Source organism: Parachlamydia acanthamoebae, from assembly GCF_000875975.1.
GTDB lineage: Bacteria > Chlamydiota > Chlamydiia > Chlamydiales > Parachlamydiaceae > Parachlamydia > Parachlamydia acanthamoebae.
Genome location: NZ_BAWW01000066.1, coordinates 645,600 through 667,122 on the forward strand (window position 1 = coordinate 645,600; position 21,523 = coordinate 667,122).

At 39.5% G+C, this 21,523-nt stretch carries 24 protein-coding genes, 1 tRNA gene and 1 pseudogene; 5 read left to right on the forward strand and 21 right to left on the reverse strand.

What is annotated here, in order from left to right:
- Nucleotides 1-26: 26 nt before the first annotated feature.
- The gene (locus AOM43_RS12415) at nucleotides 27-758 is read right to left on the reverse strand and encodes a M17 family peptidase N-terminal domain-containing protein (RefSeq protein WP_059360521.1); all 732 of its coding nucleotides are present in this window, start codon (nucleotides 756-758) and stop codon (nucleotides 27-29) included.
- 136 nt (nucleotides 759-894) lie between these two features.
- On the opposite strand from AOM43_RS12415, the gene AOM43_RS12420 reads away from it, so the two are divergent.
- On the forward strand, nucleotides 895-2,724 hold the full coding sequence (locus tag AOM43_RS12420; RefSeq protein WP_059360523.1) for an amidohydrolase: 1,830 nt from the start codon (nucleotides 895-897) through the stop codon (nucleotides 2,722-2,724).
- 8 nt (nucleotides 2,725-2,732) lie between these two features.
- Here the strand turns inward: AOM43_RS12420 and AOM43_RS12425 are convergent, their stop codons facing one another.
- Entirely contained in the window at nucleotides 2,733-2,978 is a 246-nt protein-coding gene (locus AOM43_RS12425) for an alpha/beta fold hydrolase (protein WP_059360525.1), read from the reverse strand.
- Nucleotides 2,960-3,199 (reverse strand): hypothetical protein, encoded by a 240-nt coding sequence (locus AOM43_RS13895; RefSeq protein ID WP_226987530.1) that lies wholly within the window; start codon nucleotides 3,197-3,199, stop codon nucleotides 2,960-2,962. The genes AOM43_RS12425 and AOM43_RS13895 overlap by 19 nt, the downstream gene beginning before the upstream one ends.
- A gap of 414 nt (nucleotides 3,200-3,613) precedes the next feature.
- Here AOM43_RS13895 and AOM43_RS12435 point away from each other — a divergent pair, with 414 nt between their 5' ends.
- Both AOM43_RS12435 and dinD read left to right on the forward strand, forming a co-directional pair.
- Nucleotides 3,614-3,814, forward strand: a complete 201-nt coding sequence (locus AOM43_RS12435; protein ID WP_059360527.1) for a hypothetical protein — start codon at nucleotides 3,614-3,616, stop codon at nucleotides 3,812-3,814.
- Nucleotides 3,810-4,012, forward strand: a pseudogene (gene dinD, locus AOM43_RS14155) (DNA damage-inducible protein D); the annotation flags it as partial. The gene AOM43_RS12435 and the pseudogene dinD, both read left to right, overlap by 5 nt.
- Before the next feature lie 111 nt (nucleotides 4,013-4,123).
- Here dinD and AOM43_RS12440 read toward each other — a convergent pair.
- From AOM43_RS12440 to AOM43_RS12450, 3 genes are all read right to left on the reverse strand, one after another.
- Nucleotides 4,124-4,198, reverse strand: a tRNA-Pro gene (locus AOM43_RS12440).
- 10 nt (nucleotides 4,199-4,208) lie between these two features.
- Nucleotides 4,209-4,460: a hypothetical protein gene (locus tag AOM43_RS12445; RefSeq protein ID WP_036746038.1), complete on the reverse strand. Its 252-nt coding sequence runs from the start codon at nucleotides 4,458-4,460 to the stop codon at nucleotides 4,209-4,211.
- Between the two features lie 72 nt (nucleotides 4,461-4,532).
- Nucleotides 4,533-5,936, reverse strand: coding sequence for a DUF1254 domain-containing protein (locus AOM43_RS12450; protein ID WP_226987531.1), 1,404 nt, complete (start codon nucleotides 5,934-5,936; stop codon nucleotides 4,533-4,535).
- 214 nt (nucleotides 5,937-6,150) lie between these two features.
- On the opposite strand from AOM43_RS12450, the gene AOM43_RS12455 reads away from it, so the two are divergent.
- Complete coding sequence (locus AOM43_RS12455) at nucleotides 6,151-6,747, forward strand: hypothetical protein (RefSeq protein WP_006340677.1); 597 nt, start codon at nucleotides 6,151-6,153, stop codon at nucleotides 6,745-6,747.
- Nucleotides 6,748-6,791: 44 nt separating this feature from the next.
- Here AOM43_RS12455 and AOM43_RS12460 read toward each other — a convergent pair whose 3' ends face one another.
- From AOM43_RS12460 to AOM43_RS12500, 9 genes are all read right to left on the reverse strand, one after another.
- Entirely contained in the window at nucleotides 6,792-8,105 is a 1,314-nt protein-coding gene (locus AOM43_RS12460) for a hypothetical protein (protein ID WP_059360531.1), read from the reverse strand.
- Nucleotides 8,106-8,110: 5 nt separating this feature from the next.
- Entirely contained in the window at nucleotides 8,111-8,950 is an 840-nt protein-coding gene (locus AOM43_RS12465; RefSeq protein ID WP_013925766.1) for a glycosyltransferase family 2 protein, read from the reverse strand.
- Nucleotides 8,947-10,239, reverse strand: coding sequence for a glycosyltransferase family protein (locus tag AOM43_RS12470; RefSeq protein WP_013925765.1), 1,293 nt, complete (start codon nucleotides 10,237-10,239; stop codon nucleotides 8,947-8,949). The genes AOM43_RS12465 and AOM43_RS12470 overlap by 4 nt, the downstream gene beginning before the upstream one ends.
- An 86-nt stretch (nucleotides 10,240-10,325) precedes the next feature.
- The gene (gene pdxT, locus AOM43_RS12475) at nucleotides 10,326-10,922 is read right to left on the reverse strand and encodes a pyridoxal 5'-phosphate synthase glutaminase subunit PdxT (protein WP_013925764.1); all 597 of its coding nucleotides are present in this window, start codon (nucleotides 10,920-10,922) and stop codon (nucleotides 10,326-10,328) included.
- A gap of 3 nt (nucleotides 10,923-10,925) precedes the next feature.
- On the reverse strand, nucleotides 10,926-11,834 hold the full coding sequence (gene pdxS / locus AOM43_RS12480; protein WP_006340672.1) for a pyridoxal 5'-phosphate synthase lyase subunit PdxS: 909 nt from the start codon (nucleotides 11,832-11,834) through the stop codon (nucleotides 10,926-10,928).
- An 88-nt stretch (nucleotides 11,835-11,922) separates the two neighbouring features.
- Nucleotides 11,923-12,672: a putative quorum-sensing-regulated virulence factor gene (locus AOM43_RS12485; protein WP_006340671.1), complete on the reverse strand. Its 750-nt coding sequence runs from the start codon at nucleotides 12,670-12,672 to the stop codon at nucleotides 11,923-11,925.
- 38 nt (nucleotides 12,673-12,710) lie between these two features.
- Nucleotides 12,711-13,328, reverse strand: coding sequence for a ribosome biogenesis GTP-binding protein YihA/YsxC (gene yihA / locus AOM43_RS12490; protein WP_006340670.1), 618 nt, complete (start codon nucleotides 13,326-13,328; stop codon nucleotides 12,711-12,713).
- Nucleotides 13,325-13,771, reverse strand: a complete 447-nt coding sequence (gene tsaE / locus AOM43_RS12495) for a tRNA (adenosine(37)-N6)-threonylcarbamoyltransferase complex ATPase subunit type 1 TsaE (RefSeq protein ID WP_059360532.1) — start codon at nucleotides 13,769-13,771, stop codon at nucleotides 13,325-13,327. Before tsaE ends, yihA begins: the two co-directional genes overlap by 4 nt.
- A 170-nt stretch (nucleotides 13,772-13,941) precedes the next feature.
- Nucleotides 13,942-14,664 carry a DUF2709 domain-containing protein gene (locus AOM43_RS12500; protein WP_006340668.1) on the reverse strand — a complete coding sequence of 241 codons (723 nt, stop codon included), beginning with the start codon at nucleotides 14,662-14,664 and terminating at the stop codon, nucleotides 13,942-13,944.
- A 301-nt stretch (nucleotides 14,665-14,965) separates the two neighbouring features.
- Between AOM43_RS12500 and AOM43_RS12505 the strand changes: the two genes are divergently transcribed.
- Nucleotides 14,966-16,042 carry a Glu/Leu/Phe/Val family dehydrogenase gene (locus tag AOM43_RS12505; RefSeq protein WP_013925762.1) on the forward strand — a complete coding sequence of 359 codons (1,077 nt, stop codon included), beginning with the start codon at nucleotides 14,966-14,968 and terminating at the stop codon, nucleotides 16,040-16,042.
- A gap of 47 nt (nucleotides 16,043-16,089) precedes the next feature.
- Here the strand turns inward: AOM43_RS12505 and AOM43_RS12510 are convergent, their stop codons facing one another.
- From AOM43_RS12510 to thrS, 6 genes are all read right to left on the reverse strand, one after another.
- On the reverse strand, nucleotides 16,090-16,620 hold the full coding sequence (locus AOM43_RS12510; RefSeq protein WP_059360534.1) for a biotin transporter BioY: 531 nt from the start codon (nucleotides 16,618-16,620) through the stop codon (nucleotides 16,090-16,092).
- 66 nt (nucleotides 16,621-16,686) lie between these two features.
- Entirely contained in the window at nucleotides 16,687-17,601 is a 915-nt protein-coding gene (gene tatC, locus AOM43_RS12515) for a twin-arginine translocase subunit TatC (RefSeq protein ID WP_059360536.1), read from the reverse strand.
- Nucleotides 17,602-17,607: 6 nt separating this feature from the next.
- Nucleotides 17,608-17,811 (reverse strand): twin-arginine translocase TatA/TatE family subunit, encoded by a 204-nt coding sequence (locus AOM43_RS12520; protein WP_006340664.1) that lies wholly within the window; start codon nucleotides 17,809-17,811, stop codon nucleotides 17,608-17,610.
- 12 nt (nucleotides 17,812-17,823) lie between these two features.
- Complete coding sequence (locus AOM43_RS12525) at nucleotides 17,824-18,564, reverse strand: pGP6-D family virulence protein (RefSeq protein ID WP_059360538.1); 741 nt, start codon at nucleotides 18,562-18,564, stop codon at nucleotides 17,824-17,826.
- A 58-nt stretch (nucleotides 18,565-18,622) separates the two neighbouring features.
- Nucleotides 18,623-19,378: a ParA family protein gene (locus AOM43_RS12530; RefSeq protein WP_059360541.1), complete on the reverse strand. Its 756-nt coding sequence runs from the start codon at nucleotides 19,376-19,378 to the stop codon at nucleotides 18,623-18,625.
- A gap of 128 nt (nucleotides 19,379-19,506) precedes the next feature.
- Nucleotides 19,507-21,432: a threonine--tRNA ligase gene (gene thrS, locus AOM43_RS12535; RefSeq protein ID WP_006340661.1), complete on the reverse strand. Its 1,926-nt coding sequence runs from the start codon at nucleotides 21,430-21,432 to the stop codon at nucleotides 19,507-19,509.
- Between the last annotated feature and the right edge of the window lie 91 nt (nucleotides 21,433-21,523).

Genomic DNA, 21,523 nt, shown 5'->3' on the forward strand with positions numbered 1-21,523 from the left:
CATCCTATATGTAGCACTCTTTAAGATCATGGATTAAAATTCTCAATCGCTTTTTTTATTCCCACAATAGAATCTTCAAAAAAGGCAGGACCTGTCAGAATCGTCACTTTGTTGACGGTTAAATTCTCACTCGCATTTTGACCCTTCAAAAACTGTTGCGTTTTGTAAGCTTCTAGGGCACCTTGTGTGACATAACCTGTTACGGCTCCAGTTATAGAGTCAACGCCCCCATCTTTGACATCGCTTGCGTGGGTATAACTAGAAACTCCGAGTCTTAAGGCCTCTCGCATACCTGTCACACCGATCATACGCATTTTTTCTTCCTTGAATGCATTTCGATTTCCCAATCCAATAAGTAAAAGTTTTTTTGCGGGAATTGTATTAGAGGGAGGTGTGATCAAAAGAGTCTCAAGATCCTTACCCTCGAATTTGTTTGTTTTGCGTAATTCTGTGATCAAGCCATGCAAAGCGGCATCGACATGCAATAAACCGTTTAGTTCTTTTGGTAATGCTGGGGGCGATGTAAAAATATCTCCTTCCGTGTATTCAAATACACACACAATTTGTAAAGGGGTTTCTTGTGCAGAAGGGCTTTGAACTAAGGCTTCTATGCTTACATTGTTAACCTTTCCCACAATTTCTTGTGTGCCGACTTTTGGTAAAGTTTGAGGCATAGTCGTTGCAGAAATGCATGCAATGAAAAGGAAGTACACCAATTTAGTTAAATTTTCTAAAAATTTTTGTCTGATTAGGACCATAAAAATCCCCTGATTAAGTCTTCTTTATGAGATTAAGCTGTTTAGATAATCGTTTTAAAGAAGTGGTTAATTTGCTTTTTTTCAATTTATTTTTAGGTTACAACATGGATTAAATTAACATTCAAGAGAAAATTTTATGGATGAACTTAAGCTAGATTTAATTTTATTTAATGGGAAAATCACAACACTCGATAAACAAAAACCTGAAGTGACTGCGATAGGGATTAGAGATGGATTGGTGGCAGCATTAGGGGCGGATGACGAAGTCAAAAAACTTGCCAGCGATCAGACTCAAGTGATCAATTTAAATAAAAAAAGAGTCATTCCAGGTTTGAATGACTCCCATTTGCATTTGATTCGTGGAGGACTGAGTTACAACATGGAATTAAGGTGGGACGGAGTGCCTTCGCTTGCTTTAGCTCTTGAGATGTTAAAAGAACAGGTATTGCGTACGCCACCCCCTCAATGGGTTCGTGTCATTGGAGGGTGGTCTGAATTTCAATTTGCCGAAAAAAGAATGCCAACGTTGCAAGAAATTAATGCAATCGCTCCCGAAACACCAGTCTTTATTCTTCACTTATATGGGAGCGCTTTGTTAAATGCGGCTGCTTTGCGAGCTGTTCAATATAACAAAGACACGCCGAATCCTATTGGAGGAAGTGTTGAAAGAGATAAGAATGGAAATCCGACAGGATTACTAATTGCCGAACCCAATGCGATGATTCTCTACTCGACTCTCGCTAAAGGCCCAAAACTGCCCTTGGTAGACCAAATCAATTCGACGCGTCATTTTATGCGCGAACTCAATCGTTTTGGATTAACAAGCTGTATTGATGCAGGTGGTGGATTTCAAAACTACCCCGATGATTACCAAGTTATTGAGGATTTGCACAAAAACGGTCAGCAAACGATTCGGATTGCCTATAATTTGTTTACACAAAAACCAGGTAGGGAATTGGAGGATTTTCAAAAGTGGTCAAAGATGGTGAAGCCTTATTCTGGAGATGGGATGTATCGTCAAAATGGTGCAGGGGAAATGCTGGTATTTTCTGCTGCTGATTTTGAAGACTTTTTATATCCAAGGCCAGATATGCCTTCTAATATGGAAGGTGACCTCAAGAAAGTTGTCCGCTTCCTAGTCGAAAACCGATGGCCATTTCGCTTGCATGCCACATATAACGAAACCATTAATCGAGCTCTAGGTGTTTTTGAAGAGGTTAATCGAGAGATTCCTTTTAATGATTTGTGTTGGTTTTTTGATCATGCTGAAACCGTGACCGATGAAAATTTGCAAAGAATTAAAGCCTTGAACGGGGGCATATCCATTCAGCATCGTATGGCATATCAAGGAGAGTACTTTATTCAGCGTTATGGAGAACAAGCTGCTAAACGAAGTCCACCCATTCGAAAAATGCTCGATTTGGATATTCCCATCGGAGCAGGGACTGATGCAACACGTGTTGCAAGCTATAATCCCTGGGTTTCTCTCTATTGGTTGGTTGCAGGTAAAACTGTTGGAGGAACCGTTCTTTATGGAGCGGAAAACAAGCTGGATCGTTTAGAGGCTTTACGTCTCTATACTTTAGGGAGCGCCAAACTATCGCGTGAAGAAGAGATGAAAGGATCTCTTTCGATTGGAAAATATGCGGACCTTGCGGTTTTATCCCATGATTATTTTAATGTGCCGGAAGAATCGATTAAAGAGATAACATCTCTTCTAACCATTCTGGGAGGCAAGGCTATTTATGGAGCAGACGAATTTGCAAGCTTGGATCAGAACAAAAATCTACCGGTCAGTCCAAGTTGGTCACCAGTCATCCATTATGGGGGATATTTTAATCCAGATAAACACGCAAACTGTGCCTGTCAGACCAAAAAAGATTGCTTAGATGGTATTTTAGGGAATACACATCCGAAACGACCACTAAATCCGTGGTCATATGGATGTGATTGTTTTGCCTATTGATGGATTTTTTAGTTGAGAAATCGATCTAAAATTTCAAGTAATTCTTCAGGTTTTTCGACGTAGGGAAAATGTCCGTATTCTTCGATGACCACAAATGTTGAGCGTTCGATACTTTTGTGCAAGTTTTCGGCTGTTGATACAGGAATAGGATCCTGGTCACCATGCACAATGAGTGTTTTACATAACAATTTCTTAAGTGCATGATGGATGTCGAAAGGATGGGAAACAACGTCCTCTACCTTTTGGGGAAGCACACAATAATTGCTAAAAATGATTTTGAAGAAATCCACACAGGTTTGGTGTCGCCGGCAATGAATTCTGCAGAATGTTCGATTTCGTTAAGCTTTTCCATGTGAGGATCCATTCGACGCGACTGTTCTTGAAAAAACAAAGCAAACTCATCAGGAGATGCGGGAACAGAGTTTAATAAGATAAGCTTATCAATTGCTTCAGGATGGGAAAGAGCATATTTCATTTCTAAAAATCCACCCTATGAGTGTCCTAAAATGGTTACTTTGTCAAAACCAAATTCTTTGCGGATAGCTTCTAAATCTTTCACAAAAACCTCAAGTTGAATGAGAGAGGGGCCAGCCCTCCTCCAGAAGACCACTTCCTCTTTGGTCATAGAAAATGACGAGATGGCTTGCCGCAAGCTTGCTCATACGAGGTAATAAATATTCTTGCGATAAGCCAGATCCACTATGCAGGACAAGAAAAGTTTCGCATGATGCATCTCAACAAAAGTTTGCTTCACATCAAGTAAAAAACAAAATGTTGAAAATAGAAGGGCGAGAAGAAACAATAGATTTCATAAATAAATGCAGAAAAAAGACTTGAGAGCAATGTAAAGAGGGAATATTTTATACATAAAATTTTCAAATGGACACGTATGAAATTTACCTTTCTACTTTTTATTCTGATTCCTTTTTTGCTATGCGAAAATGGAATCGAAGATGCTCAAACTTATCACCATCATTCTACATTGCAGTGGCGCATTGTGATGGAAACGATCGATTTAATTCCTTGGAATGAATGCGACAATGTTTTAGATGTTGGTTGCGGAGATGGAAAAAGGGATCATATGGGGTAGTACAGAGCTCACAGCCAATCTGTTTAGAGCGACTCAAGCTAAAGGTAAAATTCGTCGAGAAAATATCCAAGGGAAAAATAAAGCTAACCAAACTCACTACGTCAAACTATTGAAAAGTTAGGAGGTACTATGCCACAAGATTTACCTGTTGCTGAAAAAAGTATTAGGCAACTGGAAAAAAAATCAGTAAAAGGTTAATAGAAGCAACTAAGGATTAACTTAAAAAATTCTTTGTGAAATCTTACCTACAGCCTCAAAAATACAAAGGGCATTCTAAAAGAGAATGCCCGTAAGTTCTAGAGAAAAGAATCTGAGTGAGAGGATTCGAACCTCCGACCCCTTGCACCCCATGCAAGTGCGCTAGCCAAGCTGCGCTACACCCAGATAAAATGAATTAAAGGGCAACAAGGCCTTCAAATTGAAGGTCTGTATTCCTAAATTGTAGAACGGCAATACGCGCACATTCTTCAATAATCTTTTCGAGAGGATCTGCAGGATGTACTTCTGCCGCTGAAATATCAACAGAAATAGAGGCTGAAAAAACAGCTCCGCCGCGAATGCCTTTCGCTTTAAAATTGGCAAAAATGCCATCTTTTTTCTTCGTAATATTAATAAAGCGAATTAAGTTATTCTGAGCAAGGTCCATATGATTTCTCTCTTGATAAAGAGCAAAATCGTACGCTCTTTTTTGTTTCAAGTCAATGTTAAAATACCTCCTTTATAATGTCGAAATGCCTCTATTTTGGACAATGGGGGGCTTCCACATTCCATCCAATAGTTCTTTTTCAGGCCAATAAAAACGAAAGGTCAAAACAAATGGACCTTTAGGAGCTGGTAACCAATTGGCTTCTTTTTCCTTATCTGGCGGGCTATTTTGAATGTAAAGATCTAGCGATCCATCGGAGTTATATTTAAAAGGATCGCGAGAACTTAGGTTGTATCGATTCAAAGGATTTTTTACAAAAAAATACTGGTTGTTATAGAGGGTTAAGGACCAAAATCCTTTGACTGGAGGCATTTGACCCTTTTCAAAATGGATGACGTATTTGTAGGTTCCGTCGAGTTGCTGCCCACGACTATCGACGTGTGTGGATGGATAGATGGCGTCTTCAGGTAAATTGGCTCCTAATCCCACAGCCGCAATGAAAGCGCGCTGAAGATAGTCGGTTCCATACTGGCCTGTTTTAAGGATAAAATCCCAGCCGTTGATCGTTTTACCTGCTTTTGAGACGTGTGCTAGGATCTTTTCTTGTGCTAGCCTTGGAACCAGTTGTAGAACACGTGCAATGTTTGGGTTTAACTGGGCTTGTTCCAACTTATGCCCTGCCACTATCCCAATTTTAGAGATTCTCTCCAGAATAGGGGCATCTTCATGGGCCGGGGGATTTTCTACCATGAGCGCCATCATGCGGTTAAAAAAAGTAACGGCATCTAAATAATTCACTTGATCGCGCACGGGTGTTTTCATATCAATTTTAGGATTAAAAGAGCCTTTGGGTGGTGTGTAATCCTTTCCAAAGTAGCTGAGTGGTTTCACGCTATATTGATCTTGTATGGCATGCACAAGCTTATAATCTTCCGGTGTTCCTGTACTGTAAGTTCTGCCTAAAACCCACACGAGATTGGTGGGTGATTTGAACTCTTTCACTCCATCTGGCAATGTCCCATTCCATTTGGGTCCTGTGATGGCATAATCTCCTGCTTGTGTGCCCGTTGTTCGAGTTCCTGGGGCTGCGAAAATATTGGTCCAAGCGCTTAGCATAGGCATCAGGTAGTAACGGTTTCCTTCTTCTGGAACATGCAAAATATAGGGTTCTTTCGAAAGGTCTAACCAGGCTATTGAATAAAGAGTATCTGCATTAGGTGTCGTAACATCTTTAAAATCTGCATTGGGATAGGTTCTTAGATTTCCAAATTGTCCCATTGGGGCTTTTCCAACGGTGGAATTTTCCGTATTTGTCATCACTTGTCGCGTCACGTCCATCGTAATTAATGGATAGCCATAAATGTAGGCATCGATCGCAATTGCTTCTGCTTCCGCATCGCTGATTATACTCTGAGAAAAGCAAGCAAGTGGAATTGAAATTAAAAAACAGATACTGAGAACGAATGAGTTCTTCATAAAATGTCCTTTTGTGGCGTTTTGCATTTAGGCTGATCAAAAAATCTAGCTCTAAGCGCTGTAGGAGTCTTTTTTCGAAAAAAAATTAAAATAAGCGTTAGCAATTTACATAAATGAAAAAAATTTTAATATCCACAAAAAGAGGGAATTTACCTCTCCACTTAGACAATGACTACGAAAATACGAAAAACTGGAACACAAGGAGAAAGAAGTTATGAGTTGGATAGTAGATAGTTTACGGGCTGGGGAATTTGATTTGGAAACAGGTAAGCAAATTGATTTGAGTATGAAATATCAATTTTATTTGAACGGAGACAAAGAGCATCCCAAGGAATGTGTTTTTGCTGAGAGACTCGACCAAAAAGTTTTCTTAGCTACAGAACAACAAACCGTCGTGATCTCGCGTCTTTTTGCGGATTTACACACGAATGAAAAGGTTGTTATTGTTAAAAGATTTGAAGAGGTTTCGACAATGGTCCGCGTAAATAAAATTCTTAGTGAAGGGCGAATTGGAACTTTGATTATCGATGATGAAAATCGGATTCGTTTAAAAGTAACGGAGAGTACTGAACAGATTTTTCAAAATCTCCAGGTAAAAAATGTCATGATTAAAAAAAACAGCCATTATTTTTTGAGTGAAGAGCTCCTTTCGGTAGAAAAATTTAATGAGTATGACTATCAAAAATTAAAAGATGGCCATATTAAGGCTTGGTTGGAAAAACGTTATCCACAGCAATTAGAAGATCCAAACGAATTGTTTGTAAATACGGATGAGAAAAAGAAAAGAAGATGGTATCTCCTTTGTAAATAGAAGAGATTTTAAGGAAGGAAGAATTTCTATGTTCTTCCTTCGTTTTATGCAAGAGCCTGTACCGCCTCAAAATTGGCGTATGAGGGTTCTTCTTTAAGCGATCTGGCATATGCATAACCCGAGATAAGGAAAAGCAAAGCCATGGGTTTGTATGCGAGATAAACGTCAAAGAAGATCATGTTCACCATGAAAACGATGACCATCCACGTCAACTGCTTGCTTTGTTTGCTAATTGAAAGGAATAGCCCGGCATACAAAAACGTGCCAATGAGGCCATTTTCTGTGAGAATACGCAAAAACCCCCCATCCAAAGCTGGAAAAGCAAAACCAGGACCAATACCTTGCAAGTAGCATTGTGGGTTAGCTAAGTATATTTTAAAAGCATAGCACCACTTATGCATACGCATCCACCAGCTTTGATCGAATTTTTCATCTGTTTCCAGCTTTTTGATTTCAGGTTCTGCTCGAATATCGATGTCTTCCCAAACCTGTTTCATGATTTCGATGTTTTTGTAACTGAGTAGGCCGTCACTGCGTAAGCCTTCCGTGTTGACGACGAGATACGCAATTCCAATCGATAAGCATCCAAGAAAGCTGGCAACGATAATAATCGATTTAAGACTAACCAAGCTTTTTAGTTTGATCATAAAGGGTACTAATAAAGCTGCAAGGGCGATGCGTGATCCGGATAAGATGACAAAAATGGCAAAGATCACAAATTGAATAAAAATGGCGCATTTATGATAGACCGTTTTTAGCCAGCGAGGAATCACGATGGGAATTCGTTTGCGAGCAAAATCGTCGAAGACCAAATAACAAAATAGCAGGTTAAGAATAGCGCCCGTTTCAGATGGAAAAGAGGCGATTCCTGTAACACGATAGGTGTTTTCTCCATAGCCTGCAGAGCTAAATCCTCCAATTAAACCGACTTTTTGCATAGCCATGATGGCTAAATTCCAAACAAGAAAACCATACATGATTTTGCGTTCGCTCACAAAGTCATAAGCAAAGCATCCGACATAAAAAAATGTGGCATATTCTAAAATACGTAAACAATAAAAGATTTTGGAATGCACATGGAGACTATCGATCGAGACTAGAAATCGATTGCAAAAAAAAGAAAACAGAGAAAATCCCACAACTGCAAAAAGCCACTTTTCGAACTTGCATAAGGAGGTTTTTAAGGAAAAACGTGCCCAAAATAGGATAAAAAATGTTCCTAGTAAAATAACATCGTCTAGGCGAATACCCGCCGTTTCTTTTTCCGAAAATTTAATGAGATTGATTTTAGGGAAAAACAGAAGGGGCAAACAAAAGGCAAGAATAAGGCACGTTGTTTTTTTATCGAAAAGGCGCATATGGGTTACCTATCTAAGAACTTGACGACGCAGTATTTTAAAAAGGAGTAAGCTGCACCAAAAGGAAAGATGTGTTTTAAATTGATTCTGAGTTCGTTTTGAGCAGAGTGTAAGCGCATTTTTCTCGGCATATTTCGACGCTGTGGTGTCCACCCTCTGCAATGATAAGCAATCAAATTCGGATGAAAAAGAAGCGACCAATTGTTTTTTTGGAGACGCAATGATAAGTCGATATCCTCTTTATACATGTAAAAATCGCTATTAAAAATCTCTTGTTCGTTAATTAAAACAGCATCTAATGCTTTTTTTCGACAAAAGAAAACGGCACCACAGATGGCAGGAATTTTCTCGATTTCTCGAAAGCGCTGAGGTTCGTATGTTTCTTCTTGTCCACGATCATACCACCGCCCATACCATGTATGAAAAATGCCTGTTGTATCATAGACGTTTTTAGGTTGGTTTGCCTGCATGTCATATTTTAAAGTTGTGCCTGTTAAGGCTCCACAGTTGGCATGGGAAGGATTTTGCATCATTTGCAAGGCCTGTTCTAAATAGGTGCTGGTGATAAAAGCATCGGGGTTTAGGAAAAAGACATAATCGGTATTTGGAGCCACATTTTTCCATCCCAAATTATTTCCCACACAAAAGCCCGCATCTTGTGGAGCGTAGACAAGTTCAACCAAAGGATTTTCCTGATAATCCCATAAATAGCTTTTATCTTTGGAACCTGTATCAACAATAATAATTTGTGAGGGGGACACGGTCTGATTTTGCAAACATTCCATGGCTTTAGGGAGATGGAGTTGACTGTTATAAGTGACAATAATGATGGCTATCTGGTTCATATTTGTATGCTTGCAAGAAGTTTTAACGCGAGGGTTTTGCGATCATACTGACTTAAAATGGTTCGGCAAGGCTGGACATATTCCTTCACAACACAGTCTAGCTTATTTTGTAAATACAGTTTTATTTTTTCCACATTTTCCAATACTTCACCCGCTTGCGCATCTAAAATGAGTTGTTGTGATTGTTCAATTCCTTTTCCACCGACAGCAATAGTCGGAGTACCCGAAAATAGGTACTCAAAGATTTTTCCTGTCAAAACGCCAGGGAAATCCAGATCTGTCCAGGGAAGAAATAAAAGGGCGTGTGCATCTCTTTGCATGCGTAGGGCATCTTCTCTTTTGCGCATGCCATAGTTCTTGACCCATTGAGAGACTTGATATTTTTCAACAAGTGTGTGGAGATTTCCGAGCTGTTCACCGACAAAAATCACTTCTAATTTATTTAAGAGAGCTAGATCATGAGGATCCTTTTGCATTTCTGCAATGGCTTGAAAAAGGGGAGAGGGATCTCTTTTGGCTGAATAAATTGAGCCGGTGTGGACAATGCGAAATTTCCCATCTTCGGGAAAGATCGATTCCACTGGAAGCTTTTCACGATCACTTAGATCAAACCCATTTTCAAGGGTCAATACCTTTTTCTGTGGGTATTTTTTTTCAAAATCCTTTGCAAAGGGTGTGCTGACTGTAGTTAGAAGATCGGCTGATTGCATGAGTTTTCGTTCCCACCAGTTTTCGAAGCAGTTAAAAGGGAAAATGCCAGGATAGATATAATTATCACTCCATGAATCCCTAAAGTCCGCAATCCATTTTCTCCCTAGTCCCTGCTTCTTGAGCTTTTGAGCGACGACATGTACGGCATAAGGTCCTGAAGTGCTGACGATTAAATCCCAAGTTCCTTGCTTTTCAATGTATTTATAAGCGGGATTAATCCAAAGATCGGTTAAATCGGGCATGCGACAGGCATTAAAAATTCCTGTTTTGGTACGGAGCTTTTGAAAGCTATTCCAGAGAAGCGTTTTCAGCGAAAATGATTTTTGCGATTCTTGCGTTTTTCTATCTTTCTGATAACTTTTTTTAACGGTGCTCAAAAAATCTGAATAAGGAATTTCATGCACCCTAAATCCTGAATTCTCCAAAGTAAGAGATGTGCATGAGGAAGGCATTTTTTGTGTGGTTAATACGGATACTTCGTGGCCTGCTTCTGCCCAAAATTTGGCCCAAGAATAGGGTCTAAGAGAGGCTATAGAATTTAGGGGTGGAAAAAAAGTCGAGATAATTAAAATGCGCAAAGCAAACTTTCCTTTTTGAAGATTGTGGCAGGCAATATCATAAGAAAGGCAGGCGTATAATTCAAACGAATTGATGGAGTTGGGTATTAGTCTTTTGCAGAAGCTGCATCTTTGACAAGCTTAAAGAAATACCTGTGGATCATTGTTTGATGAGAGAGCTCAGGATGAAAGGTGGCCCCAAGATGACGGCCTTGCTGAACCAAAATAGGCGTGTGGTTAAAACTACTGAGAATCTCAACTTGCTTTCCACAGCTTTTAATTAAGGGAGCACGGATGAAAATAGCTGGAAAGGTTTGCTTGGGCCGCCCTAAAAAAATGTCAACCTCAGCTTCGAATGATTCAATTTGTCTTCCATAAGCATTTCTTTGCACAGAAATATCGAGTAAATGGAAAGGCGTGATTTCACCTGTATCGACTTCAGAAGCCATTAAAATTAAGCCTGCACAGGTGCCAAAGAGGGGTTTTTTTTTGGCAAATTCACGAATAGGTTCTTCGAGATGGATATAGCGCATTTGTTTTGAAATTGTGGTGGACTCTCCCCCGGGAATAATTAGTCCATCACATTCTTGCAGATCTTGTGGGGTGCGGACCTCTTTCGCTTGAATAGAAAGAGCGTGCAACATTTCCATGTGTTTTGCAAACGCTCCTTGTAAGGCCAAAACTCCAATAACCGGCGCATGCATGGACTACCAGCCCCTATATGCAAGCAATTCTTCTTTTTTGATTTGCTGAATTTCCAAACCTTCCATGGCACTTAAAAGGCCCATAGAAATTTTAGCTAGCATCTCAGGGTTATTGTAGTAAGTTGCAGCAGCAACAATCGCTCTTGCTCTTTGTGGTGGATCTTCTGATTTAAAAATACCAGATCCAACAAAAACACTTTCCGCTCCAAGTTGCATCATTAACGCAGCATCAGCGGGAGTGGCGATTCCACCTGCAGCAAAATTGGGTACAGGGAGTTTTCCTGTTTTCGCAACTTGTTGCACGAGGTGAAATGGAGCACCCATTTTTTTTGCTTCAGCCATTAATTCGGAAGGATCGAGCATTGTGAGCAAGCGCATTTCACGCAGAAGAGCGCGCATATGGCGAACAGCTTCCACAATATTGCCTGTTCCCGCCTCTCCTTTTGTGCGAATCATCGCTGCGCCTTCCCCGATTCGGCGTAAAGCTTCCCCTAAATTGCGGCAACCGCAGACAAAAGGGATCTTAAAGGGGGTCTTGTCGATATGATTTTCTTCATCAGCAGGTGTGAGAACTTCACTTTCATCAATGAAATCAATAAAAAGCGCTTCCAAAATCTGTGCTTCAACAAAATGGCCAATACGACATTTTGCCATAACTGGAATGGATACGGATTCTTGAATTTTTTGAATCAGTTCTGGATTGGACATGCGCGCTATCCCACCTTGAGAGCGGATATCCGCAGGAATTCTTTCGAGTGCCATCACCGCAACGGCTCCCGCATCCTCCGCGATTTTAGCTTGGTCGGGTGTTGTGACATCCATAATCACTCCACCTTTTAGCATTTCTGCAAGCCCAATTTTGACTTCAAAGGTATTTTTTTCGGGATAATTTGTTAATTTTTTTTCCACCATATCGGCTCCGAAATGATATTCTTAAATTTTACAGAATACGTATGCTAAACAGTATCGCAAGTATGGACAATTTTATGCTTGTATTTTTTTACAAATCTGAAAAAGGGCTTACAGATTGCAAAAATAGATTGCCCTGTTTTCTTCTTTTTAGCTCTGAACGAATGCTAAATAATAAATCTTGGTCAAAGTTTTTATGAGCAGCCCATTTCAAGTAGTCTAAAGGAATTTCTTTTAAAGATCTTCCCTTATGTTTTCCAAGGGGCATGCATCTTAGCAAGATTGGCTTAGAGAGAATTTGAAAAAGATTGTCGGTTGTTTTATATCGTTTTGCTAGATGCTTAAAAACCTCAATATTAACTAAAACATCGCTCATCGCGCGGTGTGCACCTTCAAATTGAATATTAAAGTGCATGCGCAATTGCTCGAGGGAATTAATGGGGCTCTCCCCATAAAGTCTAGCTAGACGCAATGTATCCAAGTAAGGATTTTGCCGAATAGAGCATGGAATCCCTGCACGTTCTGCAGCGACTGCAATGAGTTCTATGTCGAATAAAACACCATGTCCTACAATTGTATGCGAGCGAACTGCATCGAGAATTTGTGGGATTACTTGGGTAATTGGTGGTTTGTCAGCAACCATTTCAGCTGTGATGTGATGGATTTGGATGGAACTTTCTGGAATTGGGCATTCGGGATTGATCAAGGATTCGAATTGTTCCAGGATCTGATCGAATGTAAATCGCGCAACTGCGACTTCAATAATACGATCGGCATGAACGTCCAAACCGGTAGTTTCACAATCGATACAGACAAATGTTGCTTTTTCTAACAAAGACATAAATAAACTTTTTTTATATTTTTTTTGTATAGATAATATTAAGTGCGTTCTTCTTCAAGAGCTTCGTTCATCATCGCAATTAATTCTTTTCTTCCTAAATTTTTTGGAACTGAATAATAAGCATAATGAATATTCTCAGCTTCAAAAGCAGAAAGGATTGCGCGTGTTTGACTCGCTTTTTGATTTGCCGTGACTTTATCAACCTTGGTCAATACTAAGATCATTGATTTTTGATTTTTAATGACCCAATCCAAAAATAATTTGTCATCTTCATTGGGTAAGCGTCGAATATCAAAAAGAAATAAAATGAGTTTTAAATTTTCACGTTCTCTTAGGTAGTGTTCAATGAGTGGTCCCCATTTTTTACGAACTTCTAGAGGAACTTGTGCAAATCCATAACCTGGAAGGTCAACAAAAACGAGTTTTTCGTCGACATTGAAAAAATTTAACGCTTGGGTTTTTCCTGGAGTGCTGGATGTTTTCACCAAGTTTTTTACTTGGAATAAGTGATTGAGCAAGCTAGATTTTCCTACATTCGATCGTCCGGCAACCGCAATTTCAGGTAAAACGAGGCCTGCAGTATCTTTTACACTAGGGTAATTTTTTTGGTTAACTGCGGTTGTGATAAAGCATGTATTTTTAAATGAGTATTTCATATGGATTGTCCAGGTTTGATGACAATATGGCGTTCATGTTCACCAGTGTGTTGGATGGTCACGGAAATAGCATGAGGGGGGATGAGGTTTTGGATCCGCTCTGCCCATTCAATGCAACAAATGCCATTTGCGTATAGCAAGTCATCAAATCCCATTCCAAGAAATTCATCAGCGTGATTGAGTCTATATAAATCAAAGTGATAAACAGTTTTTTGGCCTTCATAAATATTCATGTAGACGAAAGTTGGACTATTCACTTCGGATGGCAAACAATTTGTTGCGCCAGATACAAGCCCTTTAATGAAGGTTGTTTTTCCGGCTCCTAGATCTCCGTGGAAGCACACAATACTATTTGGGACAAGACTTTGGCCAAACTGATAAGCGTGTTGCATAGTCTGTTCTTCCGATGAAGAATAGATCGCGGCTTTAAGTGAATTCATCATGTAAGGTTCCAAGTCACGAGAAATTATTATTTTCCCATATTTTAAAGCTGAAGGAAATAGGATATGTGGTCGAGCAAGTTTTGTTAAACCTAATGCATTGGCTTAACTGAAGAGAGATTAGAGTAGTCGGTAGATTCAGCTTCAGTAGGTGTTGAGAAATCGTTATACTATTACTCAATCCATTGCTCAACAAAAGGAGTAAAGTCTTCAATTTCCGCTACAGATTCAACAAATGAGGCAATCTTATCTTCTTCCAATTGTTTTTGAATAAAATTCAAAAAACTTTCTTCAATTTGGAAACGATTTTGATTCTGAACTTCGACTAAAGAGAGTTTTTTTAAATAATTTTTTTCAAAATCTAGGATAACAGCTTGTTTCGTGCTAAAAAGTTTTCCGCTTAAGACGGATGAATAAACGGCTTTTGTAATCGATTCTTTCGTTTTTGTTTTCGAAATGTAGCTTCGAATCACGTCCGGATCTTCAGAAACAAAAAAACGTTTTACACGTAGACCGCCAACTCTTTCTGTATTTTCAGGGCATTTTGAAACCCAATCATAAATAGCATCTTGCGGGTTAGGGTGCGTGTTGTCTCCAAAAACTTTGCCAGTAAAAGGGCAAATGTAAATTTTTTTAGTTCCTTCATTGACACTTAAATTACTAAAACCAATCTTGATTTCAGCTTCGTGCCAAAGTTTACCTTCTTTTTCGAGAAAATTGACTGCTTGATCAGTACTCTGAAAAATTGTTTTCTCTTTAGGAAAAAGCACAGGAGAGAGGTTGAACTTTTTTTCCACATAGCGAAGATATGTTGTCACTAGATCGGCATGGGGATTCTCTTGAAGGAAATGCAATAATGCCGTTTTTATTTCATCGGAGATGACAACCTTAGTCATTGCGACCTCTTTTATACCATTTTTTTTGATTCAATAAATTAATAACCGTCTTCCAGATTAACTTGTTTAGAAATTATAAATCAAGGTAATTTTTATAAACCTTTAGAGGAAATTTTTATTCGTATGGAATAGCCATATGATCCATCTAGACATTTCGTTCCGTTTTAAATTTTTAGAAAATTCTTCGATTGTCCAGTTTATAGTTTGTTTAAAGGAGAGTTGTGGTAGTCAAAAAATCTAAAACTAATCAAAATAGCTGAATTGCTAGTGAATATCCCAAGAACATGGAGTTTAGGACACAATGGTTTTAATAAAAAAAATGCAAGTACCAGGATATGAACAAGTCGTCGAAGGCATAGATGAGAGTAGTGGGTTACACTGTTTTGTTGCCATCCATAATACTTCCCTGGGACCTGCATTGGGTGGTGTGAGAATTTATCCTTATAATTCTTCACAAGATGCTTTAAATGATGTTTTGCGTTTAGCCAAAGGGATGACATATAAATCTGCTGTGATCACAAATGGATTAGGTGGAGGAAAAAGTGTGATCATTGCCGATCCACACAAAGAAAAATCCAAAGCCTTATTGTATGCGTTTGCTGAGGTACTGAACGCATTGGAAGGGAAGTATATTGCAGCAGAAGATGTTGGAAGTTCTATCGAAGATATGAATGTTTTGCATGAGAAAACCCATTATGTGGCAGCTTCAGCATCCAAAAATAGCAGTGGGGATCCGAGTCGTTTTACGGCATGGGGCGTTTACCGAGGCTTGCAGGCTGTTGCTAAAAAATTATGGGGGGAGCGTTCTTTAGATGGGAAAACGATTGCCATTCAAGGTCTTGGCAATGTAGGCGCCAAATTAGCTGATATTTTGTTTTGGGAAGGAGCCGAACTTATTTTAACAGACAAAGATGAGCACAAGCTACAAGAATTATCCTGGTTATACGGGGCAAGAGCTGTAGCTCCAGCTAATATTATGGATATCCCATGCGATATTTTTTGTCCGTGTGCACTTGGTGCGATTTTGAATGAAGAAACGATTCCTCAATTGCGTTGCTTGGCTATTGCAGGGGCTGCAAATAATCAGTTGCGTGTTCCTGAAGATGGGGTGGCACTTTTAAAAAGAAATATTTTATATGCTCCCGATTACGTTATTAATTCAGGGGGGATCATTAATGCCGCCGCGGAATATAATGAAGGGGGATATGATCCCAAAGCTTCAAGAGATAAAGTGGATCATATTTTTGAAACACTATCTTTGATTTTTGAACGATCTGAAAAAGAGCATCAGTCGACAAGTCTCATTGCAGATGAATTGGCAGAGAGTCATCTTAAAAATTTAGTGGGAAAAAGAACGACACCCATTATCTTTCATTAAAATTTGCAGAAGAGGGAATTGATATTCCCTCTTCATTCACTAAATGTTTATTTATTCTTAATAAGTTTAGTTAATAAATAAACTTTAATTATTTCACCCGGAAGAAAAGGGACAAAGCCCAGAAGTATGGATTTTTCCCATCCGAAAAAGAGGGAAAACCAGCTAGCTCCGCAGAAGAGTTGGGCTAAGCATGCGAAGCATCCTCCAACAAAAAAATGTGCAGAGGAGCGGCTGTTAGCAGCAAAAAATCCCATGATGTAAGCTTGAACAATCATTCCCATTAAATATCCCCCTTTTAAGCCAAATAAAGCAGTCGGACTAGCAAGGCCTCCAGCTAAAAATGGGCACCCAAAACCAATTTCAATTAAATAAAGCACGACTGCCAAGGCTCCATTCACAGGACCTAGTCTTGCTCCAATCAAAAGAGCTGTTAATGTTTGAAGGGTCAAAGGAATAGGAGTAAAGGGAAGAGGGATCGCAATTTGAGCACTTAATGCTAAAAGAAGGGAACTCCCAATGATTTGGAGAACATTTTGGATGTTAGAAAAGCTTGTAGAACGGATTGCAAGGGTCTGCATGGGTCATATTCCTTTTAAAATCATTAAACACCAGGTTAGCAGATTTACAAAAACTTCAAAAGGGTTTTAGTTATCAAAAGCTATTTTTTCTTCATTCTTATTTTTTAAATCTAACCAATTTGCATATAAAATGGCGAGCTCATAAAAGCAGATAAGCGGAACCGCTAACAAAATTTGCGAGAGCACATCCGGAGGAGTTAAAATAGCGCTGAGTAAAAAAATCCCCACAATGGCATGATGTCTGTATTTTCTCATCGTATTCTGGGAGATCACGCCACCTTGGACAAGCAATAATAAAATAGCACCGCCTTCGAAAGCCAATCCATTCCCCAGCATAAGGATAATCGTATACTCAAGATAAGATGATAGGCTCCATAAATTGATACCTAACCCCTGATTGAAATGCATAAAATACGCGTTGGCTAGAGGGATGGTCAATCTGTATGCAACGTAGACGCCTAGCCCAAATAAAGCAATGGTGAGAAAGAACGCTTTTAGCAAAAGTCTTTGCTTGTTGATGGATAATGCGGGGGAGATAAAGCGAAGAATATACCAAATCCATAAAGGGGAAGATCCTGCTAAGCCAAACCAAAAAGACAATTTAACAACCGTCGAAATACCTTCTAGAGGACTTGTCAAGATGAGTTTCGAACCATTTTGTACAATATCAATAACGATCGATTGTCCAGCCGGGACGACATAAGTGGATGCATTTTGTTTAATCGATTCGTTCGCAAAAGATGGGGCAACCATCATGTCGGGCGTAAGGTGCACAACTTGATCTTGCTGAGTCGAATTCGTGAGTTTTTTTCGGACAATGGATGTTTCCGTCCATTGAGAAGATTGGAGTGGCTGAATCAAAAAATGTAAAAGGGGCTTATAGGCCAGAAGGCATAGAAGAAAACCTACTCCGATAGAAAATAAACAACGGAGCAGGGTTTTTCTTAGTTCTTCAACGTGATCCCAGAAAGGTGCTTTCATATTGCATTAGAGATCGTTGGAGGGGTTCGATTCTTCGACACGAATGCGAGAAGGTTCCAATTTTTTTTCTTGAGACTCATCTTCTTCACAGGCTTTTTTAAATTCACGAATTGCTCGCCCTAAACTTTTAGCAAGCTCAGGAAGTTTTTTTCCTCCGAATAAAAGAAGAATTACGCAAAAAATGACAATTAATTCACCTGTTCCAATCATGCTTAAATCCTTTTATTTTTGATCAATTTGATTCGAAAGTTTTTCAATAAGATCCTTAACGTGGTTTTTTTCGTCCTTGGACAAACGAAAAGTATTTTGTTTGACCAATTTATGCAATCTGGTTAGGCCTTGTACCAGAATTTCCTTGATGTTTGCCTGTCGCTTATCTTCTTGGGGTAATGGAAACCAGGTGCGAATTTTGGCTAAAAGTTCGGTTTTGGTCTCTCCATTATAAGATTCGATAAATTCTAGTTTTTTTTCGAAATTTACATCGCGGCTGGCTAAAGTATAAATGGCCTGTTTAGGCATGGAATCGACCACAGCATGCAGTTTTTTAGGAACTTTTGCATGCAGTTCGTAATACTGCATAAAGTTGTAGGGGGTTTGTCTATTTCCATAAGCTGCAATCAGCCATGTTGTGAAGGCACCTTCTTTGTACTGAATTAAAATGTCATGCACCTTTTTAATTCTTTCCCCATGCAACATAATAGCTTGGCTATTGATTGCTTTGACTTCGGAAGTTAATTGCATAAGCGCGGGAAGGTCATGCTCGGGATTTTGCTCACCTGTTGTATATTCTTTCAGGATGTCTTCAAGCAGTTGCTTTTCTTTGTCAGAAAGATCGGAGATGCTAAAAATGCCAGAAAAACTTGTGAGGTTTCCTGTCGCAGATGCATGCGCCATTTTAGCCATTTTGGTAGACTGGCGATTCGTATTTAATCGTTCACTTAACAAAGCATTAACATTGGCCATATCCATTCTCTTGATTTAGGTTGTTTTTTCACGATGTAAAGCGGCTTTACATGAAAATTCAAAGTCGTTTAAGCAATTCTTTGGACATTGCAAGGTAATCTTCTGCAGCACGACTTGTAGGCATGGTTTCAAAAAGGGGTTTTCCGAAAATTGAAGCTTCCGAAACATTGATGTCTCGTCTGACCTTTGTTTTGAGGAGTTTTTTGGGAAACGTTTTTTCAATAACATCTAAAAAAGCTTTATTGCTTTTTCCGCGCGCATTCCAAAATGACAGCACAACCCCCAGCACCGATAGCGGATGTCTTTGGCTTAGGCTTTCCACAAACTGTGAGAGCCGTTCCAAACCTTTGATGCTATAAAATTCGGGCGTCGCGCACACTAAAGTATGTTTGGCTGCAATTAAAGCAGATTCTGTTAGCCAGCATAAGGAAGGAGGGGTATCGATGATAATAAAATCATACTTCAAGGGTGATAGGATATTGCGTAGTTTTTCATGAGAATAGCGATCTGTCGCTAAGGTTCCCGTGACTTCTACACGTTCTAACCATGTGTCTGCTGGAATTAAATTTAATCCAGAAATGGATGTAGGAAGGACAACTTCAGATAACTCCTTGTGCCCCTGTAAAACAGGTGCTAGGCTGTCATTTTCATCTGGATCAAATCCTAAGCCTGTGGTGAGATTGGCTTGGGCATCGAAATCGATCAATAGAACTTTCTTTTTATGATATTTTACCATCGCAGCTCCTAAGTGTAAAGCTGTCGATGTTTTGGCTGTGCCGCCTTTAAAGCTACTAATCGCAATGATGTTAGGCATGGTGAAGAAACGATCCTCCTGACAGATAAGGTTAACCTTGTCAATGTATACTGCAAACAATTTGTTTTTTGATAGGTTTTAACTAAAAAAGCGATCAAAAAGCAAACGTTTGCAGTATAGCAAACCGTTTATTTATGATAAGGAGAAATGAGTGCGCGTGAGCGTTTCTCCTCGAGCATAGATGCAATCAACTCTTCGGGTTTGATTTCTCCGAGGACCACATTTTCTCGCGTTCTCAGATTCACAGTATGATTTTGCACTTCCTGGTCACCCACTGTTAACATGTAGTTGATTTGAGAAAGCTGAGCATTCCGAACTTTTTTGCTGACAGATTCATTGGACTCATCAATATCACAATGGAATCCTGCTTGCTTAAATTGCTTGCGCAATGTTCTAGCATACTCAACATGACGGTCTGCAACAGGGATTAAGCGCACTTGAAGGGGGCTGATCCATAAAGGAAAGCGACCAGAAAAGTGTTCGATTAAGATACCAAAGAATCGTTCAATTGATCCAAAAATAGCACGGTGAATCATAACGGGTCGTTGCCGACTCCCATCTTCAGCTGTATATTCCAACTCAAATTTTTCAGGCAGTGCCATATCTAACTGAATTGTTCCACACTGCCAAGTACGGTTAATCGCATCTTGAATATGGAAGTCAATTTTTGGACCGTAGAAAGCGCCGTCACCCTCATTTATGCGATAAGGTCGGCCGGTTTCATCCAAGGCATTTTTGAGCCCTTCCGTTGCAATTTCCCATTCTTTATCTGTTCCGATGGTGTTTTTTTCGGGACGTGTGGATAACTCTAGGCGGTAGGTAAGTCCAAAAGTAGAATAGATTTCATGCGCTAAGTTGAGGACATTCAAAATTTCGCTGCGAATGTCGCTTGGCTTCATGAAAATGTGCGCGTCATCTTGATGGAAGCTTCGGACTCTAAAAAGGCCGGATAAGGATCCGGAAGGTTCAAAACGATGAACGTTTCCAATTTCTGCCACACGCAGAGGGAGTTCGCGATAACTATGAATTTGACCGCGGTAGTAAAGCATGCATCCAGGGCAATTCATGGGTTTAATCGCAAAATCACGATTTTCAATTTCTGAAGTAAACATGTTTTGGCGATAGTTACTCCAATGACCGGATAATTCCCACAGGTCGCGGGTCATCATGGTTGGCGTTTTAATTTCGATATAGTTTTTGTCGTCCAAACATTGACGTAAGTAAGCCAACAGCTCATTCCAAATAATAGTACCCTTTGGATGAATAAAGGGCATACCAGGGGCTTCTTCTTTTAAAGAGAATAAATCGAGCTTAGCACCTAAAACTTTGTGATCTCTTTTTTTAGCTTCTTCAACAGATGTTAAGTAATCTTTTAACATTTTTCTGTCGGGGAATGTAATGGCATACACACGTGTCAACATTTCGTTTTCGTGGTTTCCTCTCCAATACGCACCCGATGTTTTAAGCACTTTAAGAGCTTTAATCTTACCCAAGTTGTATAAATGCGGGCCACGGCATAAATCAAAGAATTCACCTTGGCGATAGCCTGAAAGTTCTGCATCTTCTGGGAAGCTGCGAATCAATTCCTGTTTAAAGGGGTTATGGGCAAATGCCTGGAGGGCTTCCTCTTTATTAGCAAAGCTTTCTCTTTTGGAAAGGTAGTTTTCCTCAATGATCAAACGCATTTGTTCTTCGATTTTTTCGAAGTCTTGATCAGAGATCGTTAAATTTCCAAAGTCGTAATAAAAACCATTTTCAATTGGAGGACCAATCGTCGGTTGAGCATCGGGCCATATGCGTAAAATGGCTTGAGCAAGCACGTGTGCAGATGTATGCCAAAAGACTTCTTTGCCTTGCGGATCATCAAATGACCAAAATGTGATCGCATCGCCATCTTTTAATGGATAGGTTAAATCAACAGCTTTGCCGTTTACATTTACACCGACAGCTTGACTAGGGCCGTTTAAATGAAGCTTATCTGCAAGGTCTTTTGCAGTGCTTTCTTCTGGTAATTCCAGTTCTGATACTTTTGTTCCACTGACCTTAACGAACATGATATGATTTCCTTAAAATAGCATTGAAAAAGTTGAATTGTGATTTTAGCTGATTTGCACATTATATCCGATTGTTTTGTTTAAAAAGCTT

Coding starts and splice junctions, on each gene's coding strand:
- AOM43_RS12415 (WP_059360521.1), bottom strand. CDS start 758: ATGGTCCTAATCAGACAAAAATTTTTAGAAAATTTAACTAAATTGGTG.
- AOM43_RS12420 (WP_059360523.1), top strand. CDS start 895: ATGGATGAACTTAAGCTAGATTTAATTTTATTTAATGGGAAAATCACA.
- AOM43_RS13895 (WP_226987530.1), bottom strand. CDS start 3,199: ATGAAATATGCTCTTTCCCATCCTGAAGCAATTGATAAGCTTATCTTA.
- AOM43_RS12435 (WP_059360527.1), top strand. CDS start 3,614: ATGAAATTTACCTTTCTACTTTTTATTCTGATTCCTTTTTTGCTATGC.
- AOM43_RS12445 (WP_036746038.1), bottom strand. CDS start 4,460: ATGGACCTTGCTCAGAATAACTTAATTCGCTTTATTAATATTACGAAG.
- AOM43_RS12450 (WP_226987531.1), bottom strand. CDS start 5,936: ATGAAGAACTCATTCGTTCTCAGTATCTGTTTTTTAATTTCAATTCCA.
- AOM43_RS12455 (WP_006340677.1), top strand. CDS start 6,151: ATGAGTTGGATAGTAGATAGTTTACGGGCTGGGGAATTTGATTTGGAA.
- AOM43_RS12460 (WP_059360531.1), bottom strand. CDS start 8,105: ATGCGCCTTTTCGATAAAAAAACAACGTGCCTTATTCTTGCCTTTTGT.
- AOM43_RS12465 (WP_013925766.1), bottom strand. CDS start 8,950: ATGAACCAGATAGCCATCATTATTGTCACTTATAACAGTCAACTCCAT.
- pdxT (WP_013925764.1), bottom strand. CDS start 10,922: ATGCATGCGCCGGTTATTGGAGTTTTGGCCTTACAAGGAGCGTTTGCA.
- pdxS (WP_006340672.1), bottom strand. CDS start 11,834: ATGGTGGAAAAAAAATTAACAAATTATCCCGAAAAAAATACCTTTGAA.
- AOM43_RS12485 (WP_006340671.1), bottom strand. CDS start 12,672: ATGTCTTTGTTAGAAAAAGCAACATTTGTCTGTATCGATTGTGAAACT.
- yihA (WP_006340670.1), bottom strand. CDS start 13,328: ATGAAATACTCATTTAAAAATACATGCTTTATCACAACCGCAGTTAAC.
- tsaE (WP_059360532.1), bottom strand. CDS start 13,771: ATGATGAATTCACTTAAAGCCGCGATCTATTCTTCATCGGAAGAACAG.
- AOM43_RS12500 (WP_006340668.1), bottom strand. CDS start 14,664: ATGACTAAGGTTGTCATCTCCGATGAAATAAAAACGGCATTATTGCAT.
- AOM43_RS12505 (WP_013925762.1), top strand. CDS start 14,966: ATGGTTTTAATAAAAAAAATGCAAGTACCAGGATATGAACAAGTCGTC.
- AOM43_RS12510 (WP_059360534.1), bottom strand. CDS start 16,620: ATGCAGACCCTTGCAATCCGTTCTACAAGCTTTTCTAACATCCAAAAT.
- tatC (WP_059360536.1), bottom strand. CDS start 17,601: ATGAAAGCACCTTTCTGGGATCACGTTGAAGAACTAAGAAAAACCCTG.
- AOM43_RS12520 (WP_006340664.1), bottom strand. CDS start 17,811: ATGATTGGAACAGGTGAATTAATTGTCATTTTTTGCGTAATTCTTCTT.
- AOM43_RS12525 (WP_059360538.1), bottom strand. CDS start 18,564: ATGGCCAATGTTAATGCTTTGTTAAGTGAACGATTAAATACGAATCGC.
- AOM43_RS12530 (WP_059360541.1), bottom strand. CDS start 19,378: ATGCCTAACATCATTGCGATTAGTAGCTTTAAAGGCGGCACAGCCAAA.
- thrS (WP_006340661.1), bottom strand. CDS start 21,432: ATGTTCGTTAAGGTCAGTGGAACAAAAGTATCAGAACTGGAATTACCA.